This is a genomic window from Roseococcus sp. SDR, from assembly GCF_019083995.1.
Taxonomy (GTDB): Bacteria; Pseudomonadota; Alphaproteobacteria; order Acetobacterales; family Acetobacteraceae; genus Roseococcus.
Window position 1 is genome coordinate 56,569 of record NZ_JAHRCU010000017.1, and the last position, 23,839, is coordinate 80,407.

The window sequence follows — 23,839 nt, forward strand, 5'->3', positions numbered from 1 at the left end:
CTGGCACGGCGGCGGCGGGGCGTCGCGTGCCACGCCCAAGGTTGCGGAAGACTCGTCCCGCCCTGTATGGTCCGGCTTCAGGGACAGCGAACACATCATGAACGACCTCTTCGCGGGGCGCGGCGGCAAACCCGCCGCCTCCAGCTACAACGCCGCCGACATCGAGGTTCTGGAAGGGCTGGAGCCCGTCCGGCGCCGCCCGGGGATGTATATCGGCGGCACGGATGAGAACGCGCTGCACCACCTCGCGGCCGAAATCATCGACAACGCGATGGATGAGGCGGTGGCCGGCCATGCCGACCGCATCGAGGTGGTGCTCGAGACCGGCAACTGGATTTCCGTGCGCGACAATGGCCGCGGCATTCCCGTGGACCCGCACCCCAAATTCCCGAAATTGTCGGCCCTTGAGGTCATCCTCACCACGCTGCATTCGGGCGGCAAATTCTCCGGCAAATCCTACGAGACCTCGGGCGGCCTGCATGGCGTGGGCAGTTCCGTCGTGAACGCGCTGGCCGAGGGGCTGGAGGTCGAGGTCGCGCGCGGCGGCGAGCTGTTCCGCCAGACCTATGCGCGCGGCAAGCCCACCAGCAAGCTCAAGCGCGAGGGCGAGGTCCGCAACCGCCGCGGCACCATGATCCGCTTCAAGCCCGACCCCGAGATCTTCGGCGGGCTGATGTTCAAGGCGGAGCGCCTGTTCCGCCTCTGCCGCTCCAAGGCCTATCTCTATCGCGGCGTCGAGATCCGCTGGAAATGCGACCCCTCGCTCATCACGGGCGAGACGCCGGCCGAATCCGTGCTGCATTTCCCGGGCGGCCTCTCGGACTTCCTGGCCACCGCCATCGAGGGCCGCAGCGCCGTCGTCCCCACCCCCTTCGCCGACACGGCCGAATTCCCGGATGGCGCGGGGCGCTGCGAATACGCCATCACCTGGCTCGAACAGGGCGACGGCTTCCTCTCCACCTACGCCAACACCATCCCGACGCCGCAGGGCGGCACGCATGAGGCGGGGCTGCGCGCGGCGCTGCTCAAGGGCCTGCGTGCCTATGGCGAGATGAAGAAGGAGAAGCGCGCGGCGAGTGTGACGGCCGAGGACCTGCTGACCGGCCTCGCCGGCATGCTCAGCGTCTTCATCCGCGACCCGCATTTCCAGGGCCAGACCAAGGACAAGCTGACCAATGCCGATGCCCAGCGCCTGACCGAGAACGCGCTGCGCGACCGCTTCGACCACTGGCTGGCGGCCGACCCCGCAAGTGCCGACAACCTCCTCGCCTTTGCCATCGAGCGCGCGGAGGAGCGCCTGCGCCGCCGCGCGGAGAAGGAGACGCCGCGCAAATCCGCGACCCGCAAGCTGCGCCTGCCCGGCAAGCTCACCGATTGCTCGCGCGAGACGCCGGAGGGGACCGAGATCTTCCTCGTCGAAGGCGACAGCGCCGGCGGCTCCGCCAAGCAGGCGCGCGACCGCGAGACCCAGGCCGTGCTGCCCTTGCGCGGCAAGATCCTGAACGTGGCCAGCGCGAGTGCCGAGAAGCTGCGCGGCAACCAGGAGCTGAAGGATCTGATCGAGGCGCTGGGCTGCGGCGTCGGCGAGAAATTCGACCTCAACCGCCTGCGCTATGGCCGCGTCATCATCATGACGGATGCCGATGTGGACGGCGCGCATATCGCCGCCCTGCTCATGACCTTCTTCTACAAGGAGACGCCGGAGCTGGTGCGCCAGGGCCGTCTGTATCTCGCGCAGCCCCCGCTCTTCCGCCTGCAGGCCGGCGGCAAGAGCGTCTATGCGATGGATGACCGCGACCGCGAGCGGCAGTTGAAGAAGCACTTCAAGGCCAACCAGAAGGTCGAGGTCAGCCGCTTCAAGGGCCTGGGCGAAATGCCCGCCCAGGTGCTGAAGGACACCACCATGGGTGCGAAGAACCGCGTCCTGCTCAAGGTGGTGCTGCCGCCCGAGGAACGCGCGAAGACGGCCGAGCTCATGGAAGCGCTGATGGGCCGCAAGCCCGAGCTGCGCTTCAAGTTCATCCAGGACAATGCCGCGAGCCTGGACGAGGAGGCGGTGGACGCCTGAGGCTCAGAGCGGCTTCTGGGCCCGCTCCAGCAGGCGGGTGAAGAAGCCGGGCTTCTTGGGTGGCTCGGGGGCGGCGACCTTCGCCGCCTCGGCCTCGGCCTTGGCGCGCTTCTCCTTTTCGCGCAGCCAGGCCTCCAGCGTCATGCCGGCCTTGGCGGCCCGCTTCGCCTCATAGGCCCGCTGGCCTTCCGTCAGCTGCTTCGCGTCCATCTGGTTCCGCTCCGGGAGAAACTCTTCCCCCTAAATGCCCAGGCGCGGGGCTTGCGGCAAGGGAGCGCGGGCGCTTAACGCAACGCCCATGGATGCGAAGGTGAAGGCGCATATCTGGGTCGCCATGGCGATCCGGATGTCGGACATGGCGGGCCGCCCGGCGGCGGTGCTGCGGCGGGGCGATCCGGATTCGGGCGGCCTGCTCTGCGTGCTGAACGGCCGCGACGGCCAGGTGGTGCTGGCCCAGGCGCGCGACGCCGAAAGCCGCCCCGCCTGGGTGCGCGGCACGGGCGCCGCGCCCGTCCCGGGTGACGTGGCGGACGCCTATGTGGAGCGCCAGGTGAAACGCGACCCCGACCTCTGGGTCATCGAGTTCGAGGCCCCGGACTACCTCCCGCCCTTCGAGGCGAGAATGATTTAGCCGCCCAAGAGTAGTTGATGCCCTCAGACGCCGGGCGCGCGCTCCGCGCGCTTGGCTTCGCCGCGCCACGGGCGCGATGGGCCACACGTCCGGTTGGGCGGCGCCGGCCGCGTTGCGGCCGGATGGGTCTGGGAGGTTCGGCGGCCGCTGCCTGTCGGTCGGTCAATCCGGCCGGATGTCGTTCTCGCGGATCACGCGGCCCCAGGTCTCGATCTGGCGGTCCAGGAAGGCGCCGAAGGCCGCACCACCCTCATTGCGCAGCTCGATGCCCATGATGTTCACCAGCCGCTCGCGCACCTCAGGCACCTCCGTCGCACGGCGGGCGGCGGCCTCGACGCGGGTGATCACGGCGGGGGGCGTGCCCGCCGGCGCCAGGATACCCCAGAAGGCCTCCGCCTCCACGCCCGGCAGCCCGGCCTCGGTCATGGTCGGCACATCGGGCAGGCCCTGGCGCCGGCGCGGGCCCAGCACCGCCAGCGGCCGCAGCACGCCCTGGCGCAGATGCTCGACGAAGATGGTCCCCGTCGCCGCCGCCAGATCCGTCTCGCCCGCCATGGCCGAGGTGGCGAGCGGCCCGCCGCCGCGATAGGGCACATGGGTCAACTGGATATTCGCCGCGCGCTGCATCAGCACCATGCCAAGATGCGCGAGTGAGCCATTGCCGATCGTGCCGTAGCTGATCGCATCGGGCCGCGCACGGGCGGCCGCCACCAGCTCCGCCACGTTCTGCCAGGGCCGGCTGCGGTGCACCATCAGCATGTTGGGCGCGGTGCCGATCAGCAGCACCGGTGCCAAATCCCGCCGCGTGTCGAAGCCCATGTTGGGGATCAGCGTCGGGTTCGTCGCATGCGTGTCGAAGACGAGCACGAAGGTCTGCCCATCGGGCGCGGCGCGCGCCACCTGCGCCGTGCCGAGCGAGCCCGAGGCGCCGCCCCGATTCTCCACGATCACCGGCACGCCCAGCTCCGCCGAAAGCGGCTGCTGGATGAGGCGCGAGACGGTGTCCACGCTGCCGCCCGGCGGAAAGGGCGCCACGATGCGGATCGGCCCATTCGGCCAGGCGGGTTGCGCGATGGCGGGCGCGGCCAAGGGGGCAGCCAGCAGCGGCAGGGCGCGGCGGGTGATCATGCGTTTTCCTCCGGGGTTTTCCGGCTTCTACCGCAAAGCCCGAAACAGGGTCCAGGGAGCCCGCTCCCTGGCGGGTGGTGCTGGCGCGGGCGGCGGAGCCCTTGCCTTCTACCGCGCAACCGGCGCCGCCGCCCGTGCCATCACGCCCCGCCAGCGCTCCATCTCGGCCTGGATATGCGCCCGGAACTCCAAGGGCGAGGAGCCGATCGGCGGCGCGCCCATCTCCGAGATCCGCCGCGCCACACCCGGCTCGGCCAGCGCGCCCGTGGCCGCCAGGTGATAGGCGCGGATCGCCTCCTCCGGCACGCCGGCGGGCGTCAGCAGCCCGTACCAGCCGCCGGCCGAGAAGCCGGGGAAGCCCTGTTCGGCCAGCGTCGGCACATCGGGCATCAGCGGCGCGCGCGCGAGGCTCGTCACCCCCAGCGCGCGCAAGCTGCCCGCCTGCACATGGGGTGCCACGAGGACGAGGTTCTCGATGGTGAAGGGAAACTCGCCCGCGATCACCGCCAGCACGGCGGGCGCGCTGCCCTGGTAATGCACGGGGGCGGCCGGGAAGCCCGCCGCCTGGCGGAAGGCCTCCTGCGCCAGCAATTGCGGCGAGCCGACGCCCGGCGTGGGATACAGCACCTCCCGCCCCTCGCGCTTCAGGCCAGCGACCAGCCCCGCCACATCCCGGTGCGGCGAGGCCTGGCGCACCACCAGCACCAGCGGCGTCGCGTTCAGCAGGGTGATGGGGATGAGGTCATTCAGCGGATCATAGCCCAGCTGCGCCTCGGTGATGGGCGAGACGGCGAGCGGCCCCGTGCTGCCCACCAGGATCACATGCGCATCGCCGCGCGCCCGCGCCGCCATGGCGGTACCGACATTGCCGCCGGCGCCGGGCCGGTTCTCCACGATGATCGGCTGGCCCAGGCGCTGGCCCATGGGCTCGGCCAGCAGGCGCGCGAGCTGGTCCAGGATGCCGGCGGGCGCGAAGGGGACGATCATCCGGATCGGCCGCTGCGGCGCCCAGGAGGGTCCTCCCCCTTGGGCGCGCGCCAGCGAGGGCGCGGCCAGACCGGTGGCCAGCCCCGCGGCCAGCAGAGCGCGGCGACGCATCATGCGGGTGACCCCTCTCATACGGGTTCCAAGGTGAAGCGCAGCACCGTGTCCTTCACGACGATGCCGCCCCGGTTGCCCACGGTGATGTCGCCATAGCGCTGCGCATAGACGGGCGGCAGCACCCGGGCCTGCCGCGGCGCCAGCCAGAGGCGCAGCAGGTGGCGGCGGCGCTCGGGCTCGGGCCAATCCTCGAAATCGGTGCGGCTGTGCAGGATCTGGTGGTTGTGGATGAACTGCATGTCGCCGGGGCGGAATTCCATCTCGACCGACATCTCGGCCGCCAGCTCATCCAGCCGGTCGATCGCGGCACGCTCATCGGGTGTCAGCCGCCGCGCCTCGGGGAAATTCGCCTGGGCGGAGCGGATATACTGCCCCGAATAGATGGTGCTCAGCTCGCCCTGGAACCAGTTGAACACCGGGATCTCGAACCAGGGCAGCATGCCGGGCGGGATCTCGCCGCGCCGGTCCGTCGGCATCGGGTTGAACAGCGCGCGCCAGAGATGGGGCGTCTCCCGCATCATCCGGTCATGGATCGCGACGGAGGAGACGATCTTCGAGCCGCCGCCCGACTTCGCCGTCTTCAGGCAGATCAGGCCCACAATGTCGCAGGAATCCGTGTGGAACTCCAATTCCTTGTTGGTCTGGTAGTAGCGGACCTTGGGGTTCTGGATATCGAGGCCGAGATCCTTCACATGGCCCAGCAGATGCCCCTTGGCATTCTGCGACCGGAAGCCGCCGAGATGCGCGCCGATGCCCAGATAGGCGATGGCGCTTTCCTCGATGTCACGGCCCGCCACCTCGAAGCCGCGCAGCAGCACGAAGCCGCGCCCGTGCTGGATGTCGTTCAGGATGCGCGCGAGGCGTGGGGCGAGCCTCGGCAGGCGGAAGGTCTCGGGCGTGATCTCGCCCATGGCACGGCCGGAATTCAGATGCTCCGCGACCGCGGCGTCGATCTCGGCCAGCTCGGCCGGGGTGAGGGTCTCCACCCAGTCGGTGCGCCTGGCCATGTCCGCGCCGAGCCAGGCGGCCGGGCCGCCGATTGGCGCCTTCGGATATTCCATCATGTCCTCCCCTATTCTGGTTCAGGGGAGCTTTCGCCGTTTGTCCGGACCTGTCCAGCCATATCCGCTTCACGGGGGCGATGAGCCCCCGCCCGGCCTGATCGCGCGGCCTCAGGCCGAGGCGGCGGCCAGGATCGCGCCATCCGCGCCCTGGACCAGCACCGCCACCCGTTCCCCCGCCCCGCGCGGCACCGCCTGGCGCGGCCGCGCGCCCAGTTGCAGCGGCAGCGAGGTGAGGCTGCGCACCACATGGCCGTAGGCGAGCCGCCTTCCGCCATTCTCGCCCGCGCGGATTTCCGTCTCGTGCCGCGCATCGAAGCCGATGAGCCAGGCCGTGGCGCCGCCGGGGCCGATCTCCACCACCGCCTCGCTGGCATGCGCCTCCAGCACCAGCGCCACGCCGGCCGCGGCGGGTGCGGCGCGCAGCTCGGCCAGCACCGCCGCGCGATCGGAGCCCACGGCGTCCCGCTGGCCCTGGATCACCATCTGCGGCGTATAGACCTGCCCGGGATAGCGCCCCTCGCGCAGCTGGGCCGCATAGCGGCGCTGCCGCTCGGTCGCCGCGCGCAGCGAGAAACGGTCCTTCCAGCCGAGGCGATCCCAATAGGTGACGTGGAAGGAGAGCGCCAGCACGTCCGGTTGGTCGCGGATCAGCTCCAGCAGCAGCGCATCGGCGGGCGGGCAGGAATTGCAGGATTGCGAGGTGAAAAGCTCGGCCACCACCGGGTGCGGCCGGGCGCGGGCGGCGCGGCTGCGCCAGATGGCGGCGGCCGGCAGGCCAGCGAGGAGGAGGCGGCGTTGCATGGGCATTCTCCGGGCGGTGCTGCCACACACTTCGCCCCGGCAACGCCGCCGGTTAGCTCAGCCCTCCATCGCCGGCACGGCGCGGGCCAGGCCGCCATGCAGGTCCAGCAGCCGCTCCCGCCAGGCAAACACCGCGTCATCCGGCGCCAGCAGCGCCAGCGGGCTCACGATCCGCGCCCACATGAAGCTGCCGAAGACGATGTAGTCGGCGTAGTCCGGCGCCGCGCCGCCCAGGAAGGGCTGCTGCGTCAGCGTCCGCCGCAGCGGGCCGAGGCTCGCGCGGAATTCCGGCAGCCGCGCCTCCCGCCCCGCCGTCACCTCGGCGAGCGGCATGCCGAAGCGCTTCTCCCGGCTCTCGGTGAAATAGGCGGCCTCCTTCGGCCCCAGCAGGCCCACGATGTCCGAGACGATGAGCCGCGCCACCCCGGCGCTCAGCACCGTGTCGGTCCAGGCGGTGACGAAGCGATAGGTTTCGGCCGGGCCCTGGAAGAGCGCGGGCGCGTCCGGATAGGTGCGCTCCAGGTGCAGCGCGATGTCCCAGCTGTCGGTGAGCGTGGCCTCGCCATCCAGCAGGATGGGCACGGTCTTGCCGCCATGCGCGGCCAGGCGCTCATTCTCGGTGAAGCGCCAGGGGATGATCTCCGCCTCCAGCCCCTTGTGGGCGAGAGCCATGCGGCTGCGCCAGCAGAAGGGGCTGAAGCGGCGGGCGGGATCGGTGCCGGTGAGTTCGAAGAGCTGGCGGGTCATGCGGGCCTCCTGTGCGGGGGCCAGCCTGGGCGGATTCAACCCGGCTGCGAAGCCCTGCGGGGCGGCTCGCGGCTCAGGCCCTTCAGCGCCAGCGCGCGCTCATATTCCGCCCAGCGCTCGGCGTATTCGCGGCCGAGCCGGTGCAGCACCTCCCAGGAGTAGATGCCGCTGTCATGCAGGTCATCGAAGGCGATGCGCACGGCGTAATGCCCCACCGGCTCGATGCGCATGATGCCCACATGCCGCCGCCCGGCGACGATCACCTTCTGCCCCGGCCCATGCCCCTGCACCTCGGCCGAGGGCGATTCGACGCGCAGATATTCCGCCGGCAACGCGAAGCGGCTGCCATCGTCAAACGCGACGTCGAGAATCCTATCGGCCGAGCGATAGCGCAGCTCGGTCACGGCGAGGCCCATTGGCGTGCTCAGTCGAGCTTGCGCGCCTGGTCCGGCAGCATGATGGGAATGCCGTCGCGCACCGGATAGGCCAGGCCCGCGGCCTCGCTGACCAGTTCGCCCTTCTCGCGGTCGTAGCGCAGCGGCTGCTTGGTCACCGGGCAGACCAGGATTTCCAGCAATTGCGGGTCCAGGGCGGCGGGGGCGTTCGGGGCTTCGGTCATGCGCTTTCTCTAGCTCGGCCGCCCCCCGGGCGGAAGCTCCCCACCGCCATGCGCGGCCATCTTGAGCAGGGCGACGAGGCTCGTCGCGCGATGCGCCAGCGTCGGCGCCTCCAGCAGCGCCTGCTTCTCGGGCACGGCGAAGGGGCAGACCATGGCGAGCGTCGTCACCAGCGCGGGCCCGGCCATCTCGGTGATCGCGTCCCAATTCGCCTCGATGCCCTTGGCCGCGAAATAGGGGCGCAGCGCGTCGAGGATCGCCTCGCGCGGCACGTCCTCGGGCGCGGGCGGGTCGAAATCCTCGGTGTAGGGCGTGTAGTCGGCCCGCACGCGCCGATAGCCGCGCCGCATCTCGATCTCCTCCGCCACGCGGAAGCGCGTCACCCCCGTCAGCGTGATGAGCAGCCGCCCATCCTCCGTCTCCGCGAAGGAGGAAAGCCGGCCGAGGCAGCCCACCCGGTAGATGGTGCTGCCACGCTCGTCGCGGGGCTGCGAGGGGTCGCCCTGGATCATGCCGAACATCCGCCCCTCGGCCAGGCTGTCCAGCGTCATCGCCAGATACCGCGGCTCGAAGATGTTGAGCGGCAGCTTGCCCCCCGGCAGCAGCAGCGCGCCGGAGAGCGGGAAGATGGCGATCTCGGCCGGCAATTGCTCCGGCGCGGGCTGGAAGGGGTCCTGCATGCTCAGCGGAACAGCAGGGCGGAAAGGCCGCGGCGCGCCTTGAGCGTCACGGGGTCGGTCAGGCCCCAGGCCTCGAAGAACTTCAACAGTTGCTTCTGCGCCGCCTTGTCGTTCCATTCGCGGTCGCGCTTGATCGCCTCCAGCAGCGCATCCGCCGCCTCGGTGCGCTTCTCCATGCTGTTCAGCGCGACGGCGAGCTCAATGCGCGCCTCATGGTCATCGGGGTTCGCGGCGAGCCGCTGCTCGAAGGCGCCCAACTGCGACTGCGCGGCGCGGCCGGCCTCCGCCAGCTCGATCTGCGCGCGCACCGCGCTGATCTCCGGGTGGGCCTTCAGCTTCTCCTCCAGCCCATCCAGCATGTCCCGCGCCTGCTCCTCCTCCTCCAGCGCGATGAGGCAGCGCGCGAGGCCGGCCAGCGCCTCGGCATTCTCGGGCTCCTGCTGGGCCAGAGCCGCATAGATCTCGAGCGCGGCGGCGGCGTCGCCCGCCTCCACAAGCTGCTTCGCCTCGGCCAGCAGCTCGGCCGAGGGCATCTGGCCGCCGGCCATCTTCAGCAGGTTCTCGATGAACTTCTTCAGCTCGCCCTCGGGCAGCGCGCCCTGGAAGAGATCGGCGATCTGGCCCTGCCAGAAGGCGGCGACCGTCGGCACCGACTGCAGCGGCAGGCCCATCTGCGTCAGCTGCTGGACGAGCTGGCGGTTCTTGTCGATGTCGATCTTCACCAGCCGCACGCGGCCGCCGGCCGCGCGCACCACCTTCTCCAGCGCGGGCGTCAGCGTCTTGCAGGGGCCGCACCAGGTGGCCCAGAAATCCACGAGGACGGGCACCTCGCGCGAGGCCTCCACCACATCCTTCATGAAGTTCCGCTGGTCCCCGTCCATCACCGGATCGGGGCCATTCGATTTGCTGGGGTCGAGAATCACGTCCATCGGGGTCAGTCCTGAGGAAGGGCTAGAGATGTTGCGCGCAGGGCATAAGGCAAGGCGCGCCAAATGTCTCCCGCCCGTCAATCCGGCAGGTGCAGAACCTTCACCTCATGGCCAAGGCTGCCGAGGAAGGCCAGGAGATCGGCGGGCCTGATGCCGGTGGAGGCGGTGTTCACCAGCGGGTGGAACCAGGCGAGCCCCTCGCTTTCCGCCAGGGCAGCATCCAGCGCCACGCGCACCTCGCCGGGGCGAGCGTTCACCAGGCCGAAGGGGGTGACGCTGCCGGGCTCCACGCCCAGCGTGGCCCGGAGCGCATCCGCATCGGCCATGCTGACCTTGCCCCAGCCTGCCTCCCGCGCCAGGGCGTTGACCGAGACCCGCCGCGCCTCCTCCAGCACGGCGAGGCAGAGCTGGCCGCTCTTGGCCTCACGGAGAAACAGGTTCTTCGAATGCGCCCCCGGCAATTCGCCGCGCAGCGCCTGGGATTCGGCGACGGTGAAGACCGCCGCGTGCCGCACGGTCCGCGTCTCGATCCCCGCCGCCGCGAGGCGGGCCAGCAGCCCCTCCGGTGTCTCCATCAATCGAGCTTGATGTTGTTGGCGCGCACCACGCGGCCCCAGGCCTCGGTCTCGCCGGCCAGCCACTGCCGGAAGGGGGCGGGGCCCATCGCGCGCACCTCGGCGCCCAGCTCCGCCATGCGGCGCGCCACATCGGGCACGGCGAGCGCCTGGCGGAAGGCCTCGTCCAGCCGGGCCACGATCGGTGCGGGGGTGGCCCCCTGCACCAGCACACCCTGCCAGGTGCCCGATTCCTGAGCGGGCCAGCCCAGCTCCGCGAAGGTCGGCAAATCCGGGAAATCCGGCAGGCGGCGCGGGCCGGAGACGGCGATGCCGCGCAGCCGCCCATCCTTCACGAAGGGCGCGGTCGCGGTCGCGCCATTGATGATCATCTGCGCCTCGCCGCCCGTGACGGCGGCCAGCGCCGCCGCCCCGCCGCGATAGGGCACCTGGGTCAGTTCGGCGCCCCAGGCCTGGGTGAGCATCAGGGCCGTCAGGTGGTTGGCCGCGCCCACGCCGGAATGCGCCACGTTGATGGTGTTGGGCGCGCGCCGGGCCAGCGCCACGAACTCCGCCGCATTGGCGGCGGGCACCGAGGGGTGGACCGCCAGGATATAGGGCGCATAGATCAAGAGGTTCACCGGTGCGAGGTCGCGCATCGGCTCGAAGGGCAGGCGCGTGAAGAGGGCGGGCGCCGTCGCCAGAACGCCGGTGTCGATCAGCAGCAGCGTCTGCCCATCCGGCGCGCTGCGCGCCACCAGCTCGGCGCCCAGATTGCCGGCCGCGCCGCTGCGGTTCTCCACCACCACGTTCTGGCCGAGCAGCCGCGTCAATTCCGGGGCCAGGATGCGGCCCAGAATGTCACTGGTGCCGCCCGGCGCGAAGGGCACGACGAGGCGGAAGGGGCGGTCGAAATTCTGCGCGCGGAGCGTGGCCGGCGCGGCCAGGGCCAGGGCTGAAAGGGCTGCGAGCTGCCGACGGTTCATGACGTTCCTCCGTTGATGGCCGGGAGCTTGGACCGGACTTGGCCCGCGGGCTAGCGTGGGAAGGTCATCTCGCGTAGATAGATGCACGTGCGTGTTCGTCGGCAAGCCATCGTGAACCGACGAGTTTCGCGCCCGGGTCCCGCGGCGCCTGCGCCGCATGGCAGGCACCGGAACGGAGCGGTCCGTCCGGCACCGGCCATGTCCCAAGCCCCTGGCCAAGGCAGGTCAACACAGGGCGAAACCCATGGGGAGACCGTTGAGTCTTGAGTAAGATCGGGATCGGGATCGTCACCTACAACCGGCTGGAATACCTGCGCAATTGCGTCCAGGGTGTTCGCCAGTTCACCACCTCGCCCTTCCATATCGTCGTGGCCGATGACGGCAGCACCGATGGGTCGCGCGAATGGTGCCGCTCGGAGGGCATCGAGGTCATCGGCCTGGGCAACCAGGGCGTCTGCTGGAACAAGAATCGGGCGCTTTTCGCGCTCCAGGAAGCGGGCTGCGATCCCATCCTGCTGCTGGAGGATGACTGCTGGCCCATCGCGCCCGGCTGGGACCATGACTGGCGCGTCGCGACAGCCTTGTTCGGCCATGTCTCCTATGCCCATCCAAAGCTGGCGAAATGGACCCTCTCGGGCTCCGGCCGGCCGACGGATCCCTATGTCAACAACAAGGCCACGGCCCAGTGCTCCAGCATTTCCGCCCTGCTGATGCGCAAGGTCGGTTTCTTCGACAGTCGCTTCAAGGGCTACGGCGTGGGCCATGCCGAGTGGACGACGCGCATCAAGAAGGCCGGATCAGGCTTCAAATGGGCCGAAATCGAAGATGGCCGCCGCGCCCGCGCCAATCTCTACATCCATGGCGGCGTGAAGGGTCATGATGCGCCGACCTTCAAGGACCGCGAGAATGTCGCGCGCAACGAGGCCCTCTTCGACCGGCTGAAGCAGGAGCCCATCTACCGGCACCCCTGGTCGAGCGCCGAGGAGCAGGCCAGCTTCGCGCGCGAGATGCTGGAACTCGGCATCAGCCTCGACGGCTACCTGCATGCCACCACGGAAGAGAGCGGGCCGCTGCAACGCCTGGCCTATGCGCCGCCGATTCGCGACGCGCTGGACTCGGTCCTCTCGGACGAAGCCGGCTTCGCGATGGCGGGCCGTTGGGTCGAGGGGATCGCGGGCAACGTGCCGCTCATCGGCACGGAACTGGCCCCGGAGCTGAATTACGCCATGCTGCACTTCCTGCAGGAGCGGATGCAGCCCCTCTGGACGGTGCTCGCTTTCGGCGCCGGCTATTCCACCGCCTGGTGGTCGCGCCAGGCGGACTTCGTCCACGCCTTCGAGGAGGATGAGGAACGCGCGGCGATGGCGCGGCGCCTCGCCGAACCGGGCAAGGCCCGCGTCACCCAGGCCCGGGCGGCCGAACTGCCGGGCATGGCAGCCGCCCTGCATGGCCCCTTCGACGTCGTCGTCCTGGACTGCCCGAATGGGCCCGCCTACGCGACGGTGGCCTTGCAGCTGCTGGCGAAGACCGGCGTGCTGGTGATCAACCACGCGGGCCGCCCGGAATACGCGGACGTGCTCGTGAAGTTGAAGGAGACCGGCCTGCGGGAGCTGCGACTGGTCGGCCCGGCACCGGGCAGCCCGAGGATGGTCACTTCCTCGGTCATCTACGCGCCGGACAATTGCCTGGGCCTGTGAGGCGGTCTCACCCAGGCTGCGGCACGGGTGGCCAGGCGAGGTCCGGCCGGACATAGACCGCATTGCCATAGAAGGCGGCGGCGAGGCCGGAGCGCTTGCGCGGCATCAGGTCGAACAAACCATACATGCGATAGCCGAAGGCGAAGAGCACGGCCTGCATCGTCGTCAGCGGGACATGCAGGAGGTTCTCCGGCGAGAGGCCGCATTCCATCTGCACGAAGTCGATGCGCTGCGCCTGCACCATCGCGCTGAAGCCGATCAGCACGTCGAGATCACGGCCCTCGGTATCGATCTTGAGGAAGCCGATCCGCTCGATCCCGTTCTGCTGGCAGTAGATGTCCCCGGTGGTCTGCTCCACCACCTCGGTCTCGCCCTTGGTGAAGGTGCCCGGCAGGAGCACGCGGTTGCCGGTGGACGCACCCGCCACCGCCATGGTCACCTCCCCCGGCGTACGGCCCAGGGCCAGGCGGTTGCAGCGGATCGCGGGCTGCGCCGCGCAGGCCTTGCGCAGCATGTCGAAGGTCAGCTTCACCGGCTCGAAGGCGTGGATCGCGGCGTCGGGAAAAACATGCGCGAATTCGCGCGCCGTCAGCCCCGAGCTCGCGCCAACGTCGAACACGCAATCCGTCCGGTAACCGCCCCGCATCAGCAGGTCGAGCACAGCATTGTGAGCCAAGGTCAGTCTCCCGGAAACGCGGACGGAGGGAAAAGCGCGGGCGCAGGGGCGCAGGCGGCCAGGCGTCCGCGGGTGGCCCCGCCCCTCACGTGGTCTCCCCTTCGATGGGGCGATGGAACTCGAAGCAGAGATGGCCGGCATAGCGCAGCTTCATCGCGTTCACCTCCCGCGCGCCGGCCTGGGCCGGCGGGGCGTAGTCCAGCAGCAGATCCGCCGCCGGGAAGGCGTCGGACAGAAAGCTGGCAAGCCGCGCCAGCTCCGCCGCCTCGGCCGCGTCAAGCCGATCGCTGGCCATCAGCTTGCCGATCAGGAGGTTCAGCGGGGACTCCCGGTCGAAATAATGGCGGAAGCTGCGGCTGCGCGTGCGCAGCCCGGTGAGGAAGAGGTTGCGCAGCGTCAGCGTCACGCCGTCGATGCCGGGCCGAAGCTCCACCAGCTCCAGCCCGGCATCCACGGCGAGGGTGGCGAAGCCGAAATAGGTGAAGTTCCAGTAGCTGTTCGAATGGAAGGGCTCGAGTTGCGAAACCGAGCCGATGAAGCGCCCACCCGGCCTCAGCACCCGGCGGATCTCCCGCAGCAGCGGTTCCGGATGGCGCACATGCTCGAAGACCTGGCGCGAGAAGACGGCGTCGAAGCGCGCATCCTCGAAGGGAATGTTCACCCCGTCATAGGTCACGAACTCGCAATCCGTCCGGGTGCGGCTGCGCACCTCGGAGCTGTCGGCGATGTCGAGCCCGATCCATTCGACATCGGGATGATGCAAGCGCACGACGTCGAAGGAGCGCCCATCCCCTGCCCCAAGGTCGAGCAGCCGCAGCGGCTGGGCGGAACGAGGAATGCGGCCCAGATAGTGGTAGGCATCCACCTGGCGCGCGTGATCAGACGGGATGGCCTGGAGAAGGCGCTTGCGGGACAGGCTCATGGCGCGGATCCTGCCAGCACATCCGAGAGCCGGAACAGCCCACGCGCCTCAAGCCGCGACATGAGGCGCCCCCAGGCGCCGTCATTCTGCTTCTTGTTCAGGTGGAACAAGGTCCCGCTCTCGGCCTCGGCGCCGGGTTCCCCGAGCCGGCGTCCGAAGGACAAACGCGGCAGATCGCTCTCCACCAGGGCCGTCGGGATCCCGGCGCACATGGTGGCGGCCTTGAAGGCGAGGTCGTCCTGGCGGGGCGCCAATTCACGCAGCTCTTCCAGCAGGGGCAGGTCGGTGAAGAAGCGGGTGTCGTAGAGCACGCCGTGAAAGCCGGTGCCGATCGTGAACAGGCCGTGCAGCTTCGGCGGCAGCTCACCGAAGGCGTCGCCCTCGGCCGGCAGCAGCCGCCAGCGCGAATAGGGTTGGAACCGCCCCTCCGCGACCGCGATCCCGCGGCAACGCCAGGCCACCACGCAGCGCCGCCGCCGGTAGGTCTCCACCAGTCCCGCCAGCCAGTGCGGCGGGTAGACGATGTCGTCATCGACCGTGACGATCAGCCGCTCCTGCCCGGCGAAGCGGTGCAGAGCCGGCAGCAGCTTGCGATAGGGCCCGGTGTTGGGTGCCAAGACCAGCTCGAGCCGGCCCTCGGCCGAGAGCTGCCGGAGGGCGGGGGGAAGCGCATCCGGATCCACGCCCTCATCCAGCAGATAAGGCTCCTGCGAGAGGACCAGCATGATGTGGTCGGGCGCAGGCGTCTGCGCCAGGAGGGAATGCACCACGCGATCCACATGCGCGATGCGCGAGCGGATGGAGGTGAGGCAGATGGTGAGCGGCGGCAGATCCGGCGAGGGCCGCGCCGCGGTGGCCGCGTCCGCGCTCACCCGCCCGCTGCCTCCGGCGGGGCCGCGAAGATGTGGAAGTCGGCGAAGCTGGTCCCGGCCCGGTTCGCCGTGTCCCACGGATAAGGATTGGGGATGTGCAGGACCCGGCGCCAGCCAGGCAGGCGCGCGGCAATGAAGTCGGTGAAGCGGCGATGACGGATATGCGAGCCCGCATAGGGCTCCTCATGGTCGCTGGAATAGATCACGACGACGTTCCGCGCATGGTGGAACAAGCCCAGCATGTAGTTCTCGAAGACCTGGTCCTCGACCAGGTGGTAGAGCACGTCGCAGGAGAGGGTGATGTCGCAGCGCAGATCGCCCGGCAGTTCATCCGCGTGCAGGAAGCGATAGAGGGGCTGGGCCGCGAAGCGCTCGCGCAGGGCGGCCAGGACGGTACGCGACACATCGACCCCGACATAGGGCACCGGTGTCATGAGGCTGAGCTGGTTGCCGTCGCCGCAGCCGAAATCCATCACCGAGCCCGCCTTGGTCTCGGCGATCACGCGGTTGATCACATCGGCCTTGAAGCGGGCCAGCTGCCCGTAGCTGCCGGCACCCGAATTCTTGCCGCGGCTATACCGTTTCTCCCAGTACTCGGCCGAGTTGATCATCCACGGTCCCTTTCGACGGAGCAGGCCAGCAGCGCGAGGATGGTGGGTCGGGAGGGGATCGAACCCTCGGCCGCGAGATTAAAAGTCCCGTGCTCTACCGCTGAGCTACCGACCCCAGGGGCCCGCCATGGGCGAAACCCGTGCGGCGCGAAACACACCGCACGGGGCGCATTGTCAAGCCAGGCTCAGGTATCGGCCAGCACGCGCATGCGGATCAGGCGATCCGCCGGGGCGGGCACCTGACCGCTGCCGCCCACGCCGCGCTTGATGCGGTCCACGAACTCCATGCCGGCCGTCACCTGGCCCCAGATGGTGTACTGGCCATCGAGGCTCGGCGTCGGCGCGAACATGATGAAGAACTGGCTGTTCGCGCTGTTCGGGTCCTGCGCGCGGGCCATGCCGCAGGTGCCGCGCAGGAAGCGCGCGCGGGACGGCGGGCTGAACTCGGCGCGGAGATCGGCGAAGCCGCGATCGCGGAAGCCGCCCATGCCGGTGCCGGTCGGGTCGCCGCCCTGTGCCATGAAGCCCTCGATCACGCGGTGGAAGGGCGTGTTGTCATAGAGGCCCTGGCGGGTCAGCGTCTTGATGCGCTCGACATGCTGCGGCGCCAGGTCGGGGCGGAGCTGGATGACCACGCGGCCATTGTCCTTCAGCTCCATGATCAGGGTGTTCTCGCGGTCCTGGGCGCCTTGCGCTTCGGCTTCGTTGGTCTCGGACATCATCGCTCCTGCTGCGATCAGGGTTGTGGTCATCAGTGCGCGGCGGTTCATGGGTGATCCCTCCGGGGTTGGACTTACTTGCGGACCTTGGCCAGCGTCCGCTCCAGCGTCAGCGCCGGAACGAAGCTGGAAACATCGCCACCAAGCTGCGCGATCTCCTTCACGAAGCGCGAGGAGATGAAGTGGTTTCTCTCGCTCGCCATGAGGAAGACGGTCTCGATCTCGGGATCGAGCCGGGCGTTCATCCCGCACATCTGGAACTCATAGTCGAAATCGGAGACCGCGCGCAGCCCGCGCACGATCATTTGGGCGCCGACCTCCCGCGCGAAGCCGACGAGAAGGCCGGTGAAGGGCCGCACCTCGATCTTGCAGCCGGTGCGGGCGGCGATGGCGGCGGTCTCGGCCGACACCAGCTCGGCGCGCTCCTCCAGCGAAAACAGCGGCCCCTTGCCGATATTCATGGCGACACCGATCACCAGCCGATCCACCAGCCGCGCGGCGCGGCCGATGACGTCGAGATGCCCGTTGGTCACCGGATCGAAGGTGCCCGGGTAAAGGGCGACGCGCTCAGCCATTCTCTTCGGTGTCCTCGGATTCGTCTTCCATCACCGGAAAGCAGCTCGTGACCCGCTCAGCCTCATCGAGGCGCTGGAGCATGACGCCCTGCGATTGCCGCCCGGTCTTGCGCACCTGCTCCGCCTCGAAGCGGATGGCCTGGCCGCCATCGGTCATCAGCATGATGTGGTCACCCGCCTGCACGGTGAAGCAGGCGACGACCGCACCGCCCGTGCGACGGCTGAGGCTGATGCCGTTGATGCCCTGCCCGCCACGGCCGGTGACGCGATACTCATAGGCGCTGCTGCGCTTGCCGAAGCCGCGATCGGTGACCGTCAGCAGGAACTGCTCGGCCGCCTCCAGCTCCGCGATGCGCTCGGGCGTCAGCGTGATCTCGGCCGTGCCGGCCTCCTCCGCATCCTCGGGCGCGGGTGCTTCCGCCGCCTCATCGGCGCCCTCCGTGCGGCGCTTGTGCTTGAGGTAGGCCGCACGCTCCTCGACCGTCGCATTCACATGGCCGAGCACGGCCAGCGCGATCACCTCGTCGCCCTTCGCCAGACGGATGCCGCGCACGCCCGTCGAATCGCGGCCGGCGAAGACACGCAGCGTCTCGGCATCGGCGACGAAGCGGATCGCCTTGCCCTGGCGAGTCGCCAAGAGCACGTCATCGCCCTCGCGGCAGGTGGCGACGCCGATCAGCGAATCGCCCTCCTCCAGCTTCATGGCGATGAGGCCGGAGGAACGGACATTGCGGAAGTCGCTCAGCCGGTTGCGCCGCACATCGCCGCTGGTCGTGGCAAACACCAGGTGCAGATGCTCCCACAGGCTCTCATCCTGCGGCAGCGGCAGCACGGCCGTCACGCTCTCGCCTTCCTGCAGCTGCAGCACCTGGCGCAGCGAGCGGCCCTTGCCGTTCGTGCCGCCCTCCGGCAGTTGCCAGACCTTCTCGCGGAAGGCGATGCCGCGGCTGGTGAAGAACAGCACCCATTGATGCGTGTGGCCGACGAAGCTGCGCACCACCACGTCATCCGCGCGCGTGGAAGCGGCGCTCCGCCCCTTCCCGCCGCGATTCTGCGCGCGGAACACCTCGAGCGGCGTGCGCTTCACGTAGCCATCGCGCGTCAGCGTCACGATCATCGAGGCCGGCGCGATCAGGCTCTCATCGTCAATATCGGCCGCGTAATCCACGATGCGCGTCAGGCGCGGCTGGTTGAGCGTGCCGCGGATGGCGAGCAGCTCTTCCGTCATCACTTCCATGCGGCGCGGGCGGCTGGAGAGGATCTCCAGCAGCTCCACGATGCGCGCGCCCACTTCCTTCAGCTCGGCGTCGATCTTCTCGCGCTCGAGGCCGGTCAGGCGCTGCAGCCGCAGTTCCAGGATGCCGCGCGCCTGCGCCTCGGTCAGCCGCATCGTGCCCGAGGGCGAGAGCTCATTGCCCTCGTCCTGCACAAGCTCCACCAGCGGCGCCACATCGGCGGCCGGCCAGTCGCGCGCCATCAGCGCCACGCGCGCGGCGGCGGCGTCCGGGCTTTCGCGGATCAGGCGGATCACCTCGTCAATATTCGCCACCGCGATGGCGAGGCCGATGAGGTTGTGCGCCCGCTCCCGCGCCTTCATCAGGCGATGGCGTGAGCGGCGGAGGATCACCTCCTCGCGGAAGGCGATGAAGGCCAGCAGCGCGTCGCGCAGGCCCATCTGCTGCGGGCGGCCGCCATTGAGCGCCAGGAAATTCACCGGGAAGCTGATCTGCAGCGAGGTCATCCGGTAGAGCTGGTTCAGCACCACCTCCGCCACCGCCTCGCGCTTCAACTCGATCACGATGCGCAGGCCCGAGCGGTCGCTCTCATCGCGCAAATCGCTGATGCCTTCGATGAGCTTGGAGCGGACCAGCTCGGCGATGCGCTCGATCAGCACCGCCTTGTTCACCTGGTAGGGGATCTCGTTGACGATGATGGCCTGCCGGCCGCCCTTCATCTCCTCGATCACGCAATCGGCGCGCAGCGGGATGGAACCACGCCCCGTCTCGAAGGCCGAGCGGATGCCGGAGCGGCCGAGCATCAGCCCGCCCGTCGGGAAATCCGGCCCGGGGATGATCTCCATGAGTTCGGCGAGACTGGTGTCCGGCTCCGCGATCAGCTTCAGCGTCGCGTTGATCACCTCGGTCGGGTTGTGCGGCGGGATGTTCGTCGCCATGCCCACCGCGATGCCGCCCGCGCCATTCACCAGCAGGTTCGGGAAGGCGGCGGGCAGGACGCGCGGCTCCTCGGCGCTTTCATCGTAGTTCGGGATGAAATCGACCGTGTCCTCGTCGATGCCCTCCAGCAGGGCCGCGGCGGATTTCGCGAGGCGCACCTCGGTGTAGCGCATGGCCGCCGGCGGATCGCCATCCATCGAGCCGAAATTGCCCTGCCCGTCGATCAGCGGCACGCGCATGGAAAAGGGCTGCGCCATGCGGACCATGGCGTCATAGATCGCGCTGTCGCCATGCGGGTGATACTTGCCCATCACGTCGCCGACGACGCGGGCCGATTTGCGGTGCGGCTTGTCGGCCGTGTAGCCCGCCTCATGCATGGCGTAGAGGATGCGCCGATGCACCGGCTTCAGCCCGTCCCGCACATCGGGCAGCGCGCGGCTGACGATGACGGACATCGCGTAGTCGAGATAGGAGCGGCGCATCTCCTCCTCGAGGGCGATGGGGGCCACGTCCAGGGGCTTGGGATCGTCTTCGCTCAAATGGCTGGTCCTGGTTGGTTGGAAACCCAGGGGCTCTGCCCCTGGACCCCGGCAGGAAACTTAGTTTCCTGCACCTTCAACAAATAGGGGTGCAGGGGACTTGTTCCCTGCTGGGGGAGCGCGAGGGGGCAAAGCCCCCTCGCAAAGCTCAGAAGGGGATATCATCATCCATGTCCGGCTTCTTCCCCGAATCCCAGCCGCCCGAGCGCGGCGCACCGCCCCGGGCCGGGGCCGAGCTGCGCTCGCCTGAATAGCCGCCGCCGCTGCTCCGGCCAGACGAATAGCCGCCCTCCTCCATGTCGCCGCCGCCGCCCGAGGAGCGGCCGCCGACCAGCGCCAGCTCGCCGCGATACTGCCGCAGCACGATCTCGGTCGTGTACTTGTCCTGCCCCGAGGAATCCTGCCACTTCCGGGTCTCCAGCTGGCCCTCGATATAGACCTCGCTGCCCTTCTTCAGATACCGCTCGGCGATCTCGCCCAGCTTCTCGTTGAAGATGGCCACCGCATGCCACTCGGTGCGCTCCTGCTGGTTGCCCTCACGGTCCTTGTAGCGCTCGGAGGTCGCGATGCGCAGGTTCACGACCTTCCCGCCATTCTGGAAGTTGCGCACCTCCGGATCCTTGCCGAGGCGGCCCAGGATGATCACCTTGTTAACACCGGCCATGCGCGGCGACTCCTTGCAATTTGGTCCCGGAACCTAGCTTTTCCGGAATGCCCGGGCCAGCCCCGGACAAAGGCTTGGCACCCACCCCCATTATGGTGCAAAAGCCCCGTGAACACAATGCGAACATTCGGATCAGGAGTTCCCCCATGCCGCGCGACACGCCCCCCCTGCCGGCAAGCAAGACGGACCTGATCCGCATCCGCGGCGCCCGCCAGCACAATCTGAAATCGCTGGATCTCGACCTGCCGCGCGGCAAGCTGGTGGTGCTGACCGGCCTCTCCGGCTCCGGCAAATCCTCGCTCGCCTTCGACACCATCTATGCCGAGGGCCAGCGACGCTACGTCGAATCGCTGAGCGCCTATGCGCGGCAATTCCTCCAGCTCATGCAGAAGCCCGATGTGGACAGCATCGAGGGCCTCTCGCCCGCCATTTCCATCGAGCAGAAGACCACCAGCCACAACCCGCGCTCGACCGTCGGCACGGTGACCGAGATCCACGACTATATGCGCCTGCTCTGGGCGCGCGTGGGCGTGCCCTATTCGCCCGCCACCGGCCTGCCGATCGAGGCGCAGACCGTCTCGCAGATGGTGGACCGCGTCATGGCCATGCCCGAGGGCACGCGGCTGCTGATCCTGGCGCCCGTCATCCGCGGCAAGAAGGGCGAGTACCGCAAGGAGCTCGCCGAATACCAGCGCCGCGGCTTCGAGCGCGTGAAGATCAACGGCACGCTGACCCTGATCAGCGAGGCGCCCAAGCTCGACAAGAAGCTGAAGCACGACATCGAGGTGGTGGTGGACCGCGTCGTCGTGCGGGACGGCCTGGCCCAGCGCCTGGCCGACAGCTTCGAGACCGCGCTCGCCCTCGCGGACGGCATCGCCTATGCGGAGAACGCGGATGGCGGCGAGCGCACCGTCTTCTCCCAGAAATTCGCCTGCCCCGTCTCCGGTTTCTCCATCGAGGAGATCGAGCCGCGGCTCTTCAGCTTCAACTCGCCCCAGGGCGCCTGCCCCACCTGCGACGGCCTCGGCACCGAGAGCTTCTTCGACCCGGCGCTCGTCATTCCCAACCCGGCGCTGAGCCTGAAGGAGGGCGCCATCTTCCCCTGGGCCGGCAATGCCAGCAGCCCCTATTACGACCAGACGCTGGTGAGCCTTGCGAAGCACCTGCGCATCAGCATGGACACCGCCTGGGAGGACCTCCCCGAGGCCGCCCAGCAAGCCATCCTGCACGGCACGGGGGCCGAGCCGGTCACGCTCCGCTACAAGGATGGCCTGCGCGCCTATGAGGTGCAAAAACCCTTCGAGGGCGTGATCCGCAACCTCGAACGTCGCTTCCGCGAGAGCGACAATCCCTGGGTGCGCGAGGACATGGCGCGCTACCAGGCGGAGAAGCCCTGCCATGCCTGCGGCGGCCATCGCCTGAAGCCGCAATCGCTGGCCGTGAAGGTCGCGGGCTGCCATATCGGCGAGGCCTCGGCGCTCTCCATCCGCCGCGCGAAGGACTGGTTCGCGGGCGTGATGGCGACGCTCACGCCGCAGCGCCAGGACATCGCGCGCCGCATCCTGCGCGAGATCGAGGACCGGCTGCAGTTCCTGAATGATGTGGGGCTGGACTACCTCTCGCTGGCGCGCAGCAGCGCCACGCTCTCCGGCGGCGAAAGCCAGCGCATCCGCCTGGCGTCCCAGATCGGCTCCGGCCTCACCGGCGTGCTCTATGTGCTGGACGAGCCCTCGATCGGCCTGCACCAGCGCGACAATGAGCGCCTGCTCGGCACGCTGCGCCGCCTGCGCGACCTCGGCAATTCCGTCATCGTCGTCGAGCATGACGAGGACGCGATCCGCACCGCGGATTACCTGGTGGATATCGGCCCCGGCGCCGGCAAGGCGGGCGGCACCGTCGTCAGCCAGGGCACGCCCGAGCAGGTGGCGGCCGACCCCGCCAGCCTGACCGGCGCCTATCTCGCCGGGCGGCGCGAAATCCCGATGCCGGAGCAGCGCCGCGCCGTGGACAGGAAGCGCATGCTCCGCGTCGTCGGCGCCACCGGCAACAACCTCAAGGACGTGACGGCCGAATTCCCGCTCGGCACCTTCACCGCCATTGCCGGCGTCTCGGGCGGCGGCAAGTCCACGCTGGTCATCGAGACGCTGTTCAACGGCCTCAGCCGCAAGCTGATGGGCGCCTCCGTCGTGCCCGCGCCGCATCAGCGCATCGAGGGGATCGAGCTGATCGACAAGGTCATCGACATCGACCAGTCGCCCATCGGCCGCACGCCGCGCTCCAACCCCGCCACCTATACGGGCCTGTTTGCCCCGATCCGCGACTGGTTCGCGGAGCTGCCCGAGAGCCGCAGCCGTGGCTACAAGCCCGGCCGCTTCAGCTTCAACGTGAAGGGCGGCCGCTGCGAGGCCTGCCAGGGCGATGGCGTCATCAAGATCGAGATGCACTTCCTGCCCGATGTCTACGTCACCTGCGACACCTGCAAGGGCAAGCGCTACAACCGCGAGACGCTGGAGGTGAAGTTCCGCGGCAAGTCCATCGCCGATGTGCTGGACATGACGGTGACCGAGGCGCGCGAGTTCTTCGCCGCCGTCCCCAGCATCCATGAGAAGCTGAAGACGCTGGAGGAGGTCGGCCTCGGCTACATCCACCTCGGCCAGCAGGCGACGACGCTCTCAGGCGGCGAGGCGCAGCGCATCAAGCTGGCGAAGGAGCTGTCCCGCCGCGCCACCGGCCGCACCCTCTACATCCTGGATGAGCCGACGACCGGCCTGCATTTCGAGGATGTGCGCAAGCTGCTCGACGTGCTGCACGCGCTGGTGGCCAGCGGCAACACGGTGGTGGTGATCGAGCACAATCTCGAGGTCATCAAGACCGCCGATTGGGTGCTCGATCTCGGCCCCGAAGGCGGCGAGGGCGGCGGGCGGATCGTGGCTTCCGGCACGCCGGAGGAGATCGCCGCCAACCCGGAAAGCCATACGGGCCGCTTCCTGGCACCCATCCTGGCAAGGCATGCGCCCGTGGCAGCGCCCAAGGCGAAGCGCGCGCGGAAGGCGTAACCGAGCGGCGTCAGGGGGCGAAACCAGG

24 protein-coding genes and 1 tRNA gene are annotated in these 23,839 nt (G+C 69.2%); 4 read left to right on the forward strand and 21 right to left on the reverse strand.

Annotated elements, in window-relative coordinates:
- Window positions 1-97 precede the first annotated feature (97 nt).
- Entirely contained in the window at window positions 98-2,068 is a 1,971-nt protein-coding gene (parE, locus tag KTR66_RS18035) for a DNA topoisomerase IV subunit B (protein WP_213614967.1), read from the forward strand.
- Window positions 2,069-2,071: 3 nt separating this feature from the next.
- On the opposite strand, the gene KTR66_RS18040 is transcribed toward parE, so the two are convergent.
- A complete protein-coding gene (locus tag KTR66_RS18040) occupies window positions 2,072-2,278 on the reverse strand; it encodes a hypothetical protein (protein ID WP_213614969.1) in 207 nt (68 codons plus the stop codon).
- Between the two features lie 88 nt (window positions 2,279-2,366).
- Here KTR66_RS18040 and KTR66_RS18045 point away from each other — a divergent pair, with 88 nt between their 5' ends.
- Window positions 2,367-2,699, forward strand: a complete 333-nt coding sequence (locus KTR66_RS18045) for a DUF1491 family protein (protein WP_213614971.1) — start codon at window positions 2,367-2,369, stop codon at window positions 2,697-2,699.
- 162 nt (window positions 2,700-2,861) lie between these two features.
- Here the strand turns inward: KTR66_RS18045 and KTR66_RS18050 are convergent, their stop codons facing one another.
- The 11 genes from KTR66_RS18050 to KTR66_RS18100 form a co-directional block, all read right to left on the reverse strand.
- A complete protein-coding gene (locus KTR66_RS18050) occupies window positions 2,862-3,827 on the reverse strand; it encodes a tripartite tricarboxylate transporter substrate binding protein (protein ID WP_213614973.1) in 966 nt (321 codons plus the stop codon).
- A gap of 108 nt (window positions 3,828-3,935) precedes the next feature.
- Window positions 3,936-4,928 (reverse strand): tripartite tricarboxylate transporter substrate binding protein, encoded by a 993-nt coding sequence (locus KTR66_RS18055; RefSeq protein WP_213614975.1) that lies wholly within the window; start codon window positions 4,926-4,928, stop codon window positions 3,936-3,938.
- A 14-nt stretch (window positions 4,929-4,942) separates the two neighbouring features.
- On the reverse strand, window positions 4,943-5,989 hold the full coding sequence (locus KTR66_RS18060; protein ID WP_213614977.1) for a TauD/TfdA family dioxygenase: 1,047 nt from the start codon (window positions 5,987-5,989) through the stop codon (window positions 4,943-4,945).
- Between the two features lie 111 nt (window positions 5,990-6,100).
- Window positions 6,101-6,793: a thioredoxin family protein gene (locus KTR66_RS18065; protein ID WP_213614979.1), complete on the reverse strand. Its 693-nt coding sequence runs from the start codon at window positions 6,791-6,793 to the stop codon at window positions 6,101-6,103.
- A gap of 57 nt (window positions 6,794-6,850) precedes the next feature.
- Window positions 6,851-7,540 carry a glutathione S-transferase family protein gene (locus KTR66_RS18070; RefSeq protein WP_213614981.1) on the reverse strand — a complete coding sequence of 230 codons (690 nt, stop codon included), beginning with the start codon at window positions 7,538-7,540 and terminating at the stop codon, window positions 6,851-6,853.
- 35 nt (window positions 7,541-7,575) lie between these two features.
- Entirely contained in the window at window positions 7,576-7,956 is a 381-nt protein-coding gene (locus tag KTR66_RS18075) for a gamma-butyrobetaine hydroxylase-like domain-containing protein (RefSeq protein WP_213614983.1), read from the reverse strand.
- 8 nt (window positions 7,957-7,964) lie between these two features.
- Window positions 7,965-8,159 (reverse strand): Trm112 family protein, encoded by a 195-nt coding sequence (locus KTR66_RS18080; protein ID WP_213614985.1) that lies wholly within the window; start codon window positions 8,157-8,159, stop codon window positions 7,965-7,967.
- 9 nt (window positions 8,160-8,168) lie between these two features.
- A complete protein-coding gene (locus tag KTR66_RS18085) occupies window positions 8,169-8,837 on the reverse strand; it encodes an LON peptidase substrate-binding domain-containing protein (RefSeq protein ID WP_213614987.1) in 669 nt (222 codons plus the stop codon).
- A gap of 2 nt (window positions 8,838-8,839) precedes the next feature.
- Entirely contained in the window at window positions 8,840-9,766 is a 927-nt protein-coding gene (locus KTR66_RS18090; RefSeq protein ID WP_213614989.1) for a tetratricopeptide repeat protein, read from the reverse strand.
- Window positions 9,767-9,843: 77 nt separating this feature from the next.
- Entirely contained in the window at window positions 9,844-10,341 is a 498-nt protein-coding gene (locus KTR66_RS18095) for a prolyl-tRNA synthetase associated domain-containing protein (RefSeq protein WP_213614991.1), read from the reverse strand.
- Complete coding sequence (locus KTR66_RS18100) at window positions 10,341-11,306, reverse strand: tripartite tricarboxylate transporter substrate binding protein (protein ID WP_213614993.1); 966 nt, start codon at window positions 11,304-11,306, stop codon at window positions 10,341-10,343. The genes KTR66_RS18095 and KTR66_RS18100 overlap by 1 nt, the downstream gene beginning before the upstream one ends.
- A gap of 263 nt (window positions 11,307-11,569) precedes the next feature.
- Here KTR66_RS18100 and KTR66_RS18105 point away from each other — a divergent pair, with 263 nt between their 5' ends.
- Window positions 11,570-13,003 (forward strand): glycosyltransferase, encoded by a 1,434-nt coding sequence (locus KTR66_RS18105; protein ID WP_213614995.1) that lies wholly within the window; start codon window positions 11,570-11,572, stop codon window positions 13,001-13,003.
- Window positions 13,004-13,010: 7 nt separating this feature from the next.
- Here KTR66_RS18105 and KTR66_RS18110 read toward each other — a convergent pair whose 3' ends face one another.
- The 9 genes from KTR66_RS18110 to ssb all read right to left on the reverse strand — a co-directional run bounded on the left by KTR66_RS18110 (window position 13,011) and on the right by ssb (window position 20,755).
- The gene (locus KTR66_RS18110; protein WP_213614997.1) at window positions 13,011-13,679 is read right to left on the reverse strand and encodes an FkbM family methyltransferase; all 669 of its coding nucleotides are present in this window, start codon (window positions 13,677-13,679) and stop codon (window positions 13,011-13,013) included.
- Window positions 13,680-13,764: 85 nt separating this feature from the next.
- Window positions 13,765-14,601, reverse strand: coding sequence for a class I SAM-dependent methyltransferase (locus KTR66_RS18115; protein ID WP_213614999.1), 837 nt, complete (start codon window positions 14,599-14,601; stop codon window positions 13,765-13,767).
- Window positions 14,598-15,473, reverse strand: a complete 876-nt coding sequence (locus tag KTR66_RS18120; RefSeq protein ID WP_213615001.1) for a glycosyltransferase family A protein — start codon at window positions 15,471-15,473, stop codon at window positions 14,598-14,600. Before KTR66_RS18120 ends, KTR66_RS18115 begins: the two co-directional genes overlap by 4 nt.
- Window positions 15,470-16,084 (reverse strand): bifunctional 2-polyprenyl-6-hydroxyphenol methylase/3-demethylubiquinol 3-O-methyltransferase UbiG, encoded by a 615-nt coding sequence (locus KTR66_RS18125; RefSeq protein WP_213615003.1) that lies wholly within the window; start codon window positions 16,082-16,084, stop codon window positions 15,470-15,472. Before KTR66_RS18125 ends, KTR66_RS18120 begins: the two co-directional genes overlap by 4 nt.
- 40 nt (window positions 16,085-16,124) lie before the next feature.
- Window positions 16,125-16,199 (reverse strand) — tRNA-Lys (locus KTR66_RS18130).
- Window positions 16,200-16,269: 70 nt separating this feature from the next.
- Complete coding sequence (locus KTR66_RS18135; protein ID WP_249732233.1) at window positions 16,270-16,803, reverse strand: peptidylprolyl isomerase; 534 nt, start codon at window positions 16,801-16,803, stop codon at window positions 16,270-16,272.
- A gap of 74 nt (window positions 16,804-16,877) precedes the next feature.
- Window positions 16,878-17,378 (reverse strand): pantetheine-phosphate adenylyltransferase, encoded by a 501-nt coding sequence (gene coaD, locus KTR66_RS18140; RefSeq protein WP_213615007.1) that lies wholly within the window; start codon window positions 17,376-17,378, stop codon window positions 16,878-16,880.
- Window positions 17,371-20,034: a DNA gyrase subunit A gene (gyrA, locus tag KTR66_RS18145; RefSeq protein ID WP_213615096.1), complete on the reverse strand. Its 2,664-nt coding sequence runs from the start codon at window positions 20,032-20,034 to the stop codon at window positions 17,371-17,373. Before gyrA ends, coaD begins: the two co-directional genes overlap by 8 nt.
- A gap of 205 nt (window positions 20,035-20,239) precedes the next feature.
- Window positions 20,240-20,755, reverse strand: coding sequence for a single-stranded DNA-binding protein (gene ssb, locus KTR66_RS18150; protein ID WP_213615009.1), 516 nt, complete (start codon window positions 20,753-20,755; stop codon window positions 20,240-20,242).
- Window positions 20,756-20,901: 146 nt separating this feature from the next.
- Between ssb and uvrA the strand changes: the two genes are divergently transcribed.
- Window positions 20,902-23,811 (forward strand): excinuclease ABC subunit UvrA, encoded by a 2,910-nt coding sequence (gene uvrA, locus KTR66_RS18155; protein ID WP_213615011.1) that lies wholly within the window; start codon window positions 20,902-20,904, stop codon window positions 23,809-23,811.
- Window positions 23,812-23,839 lie beyond the last annotated feature (28 nt).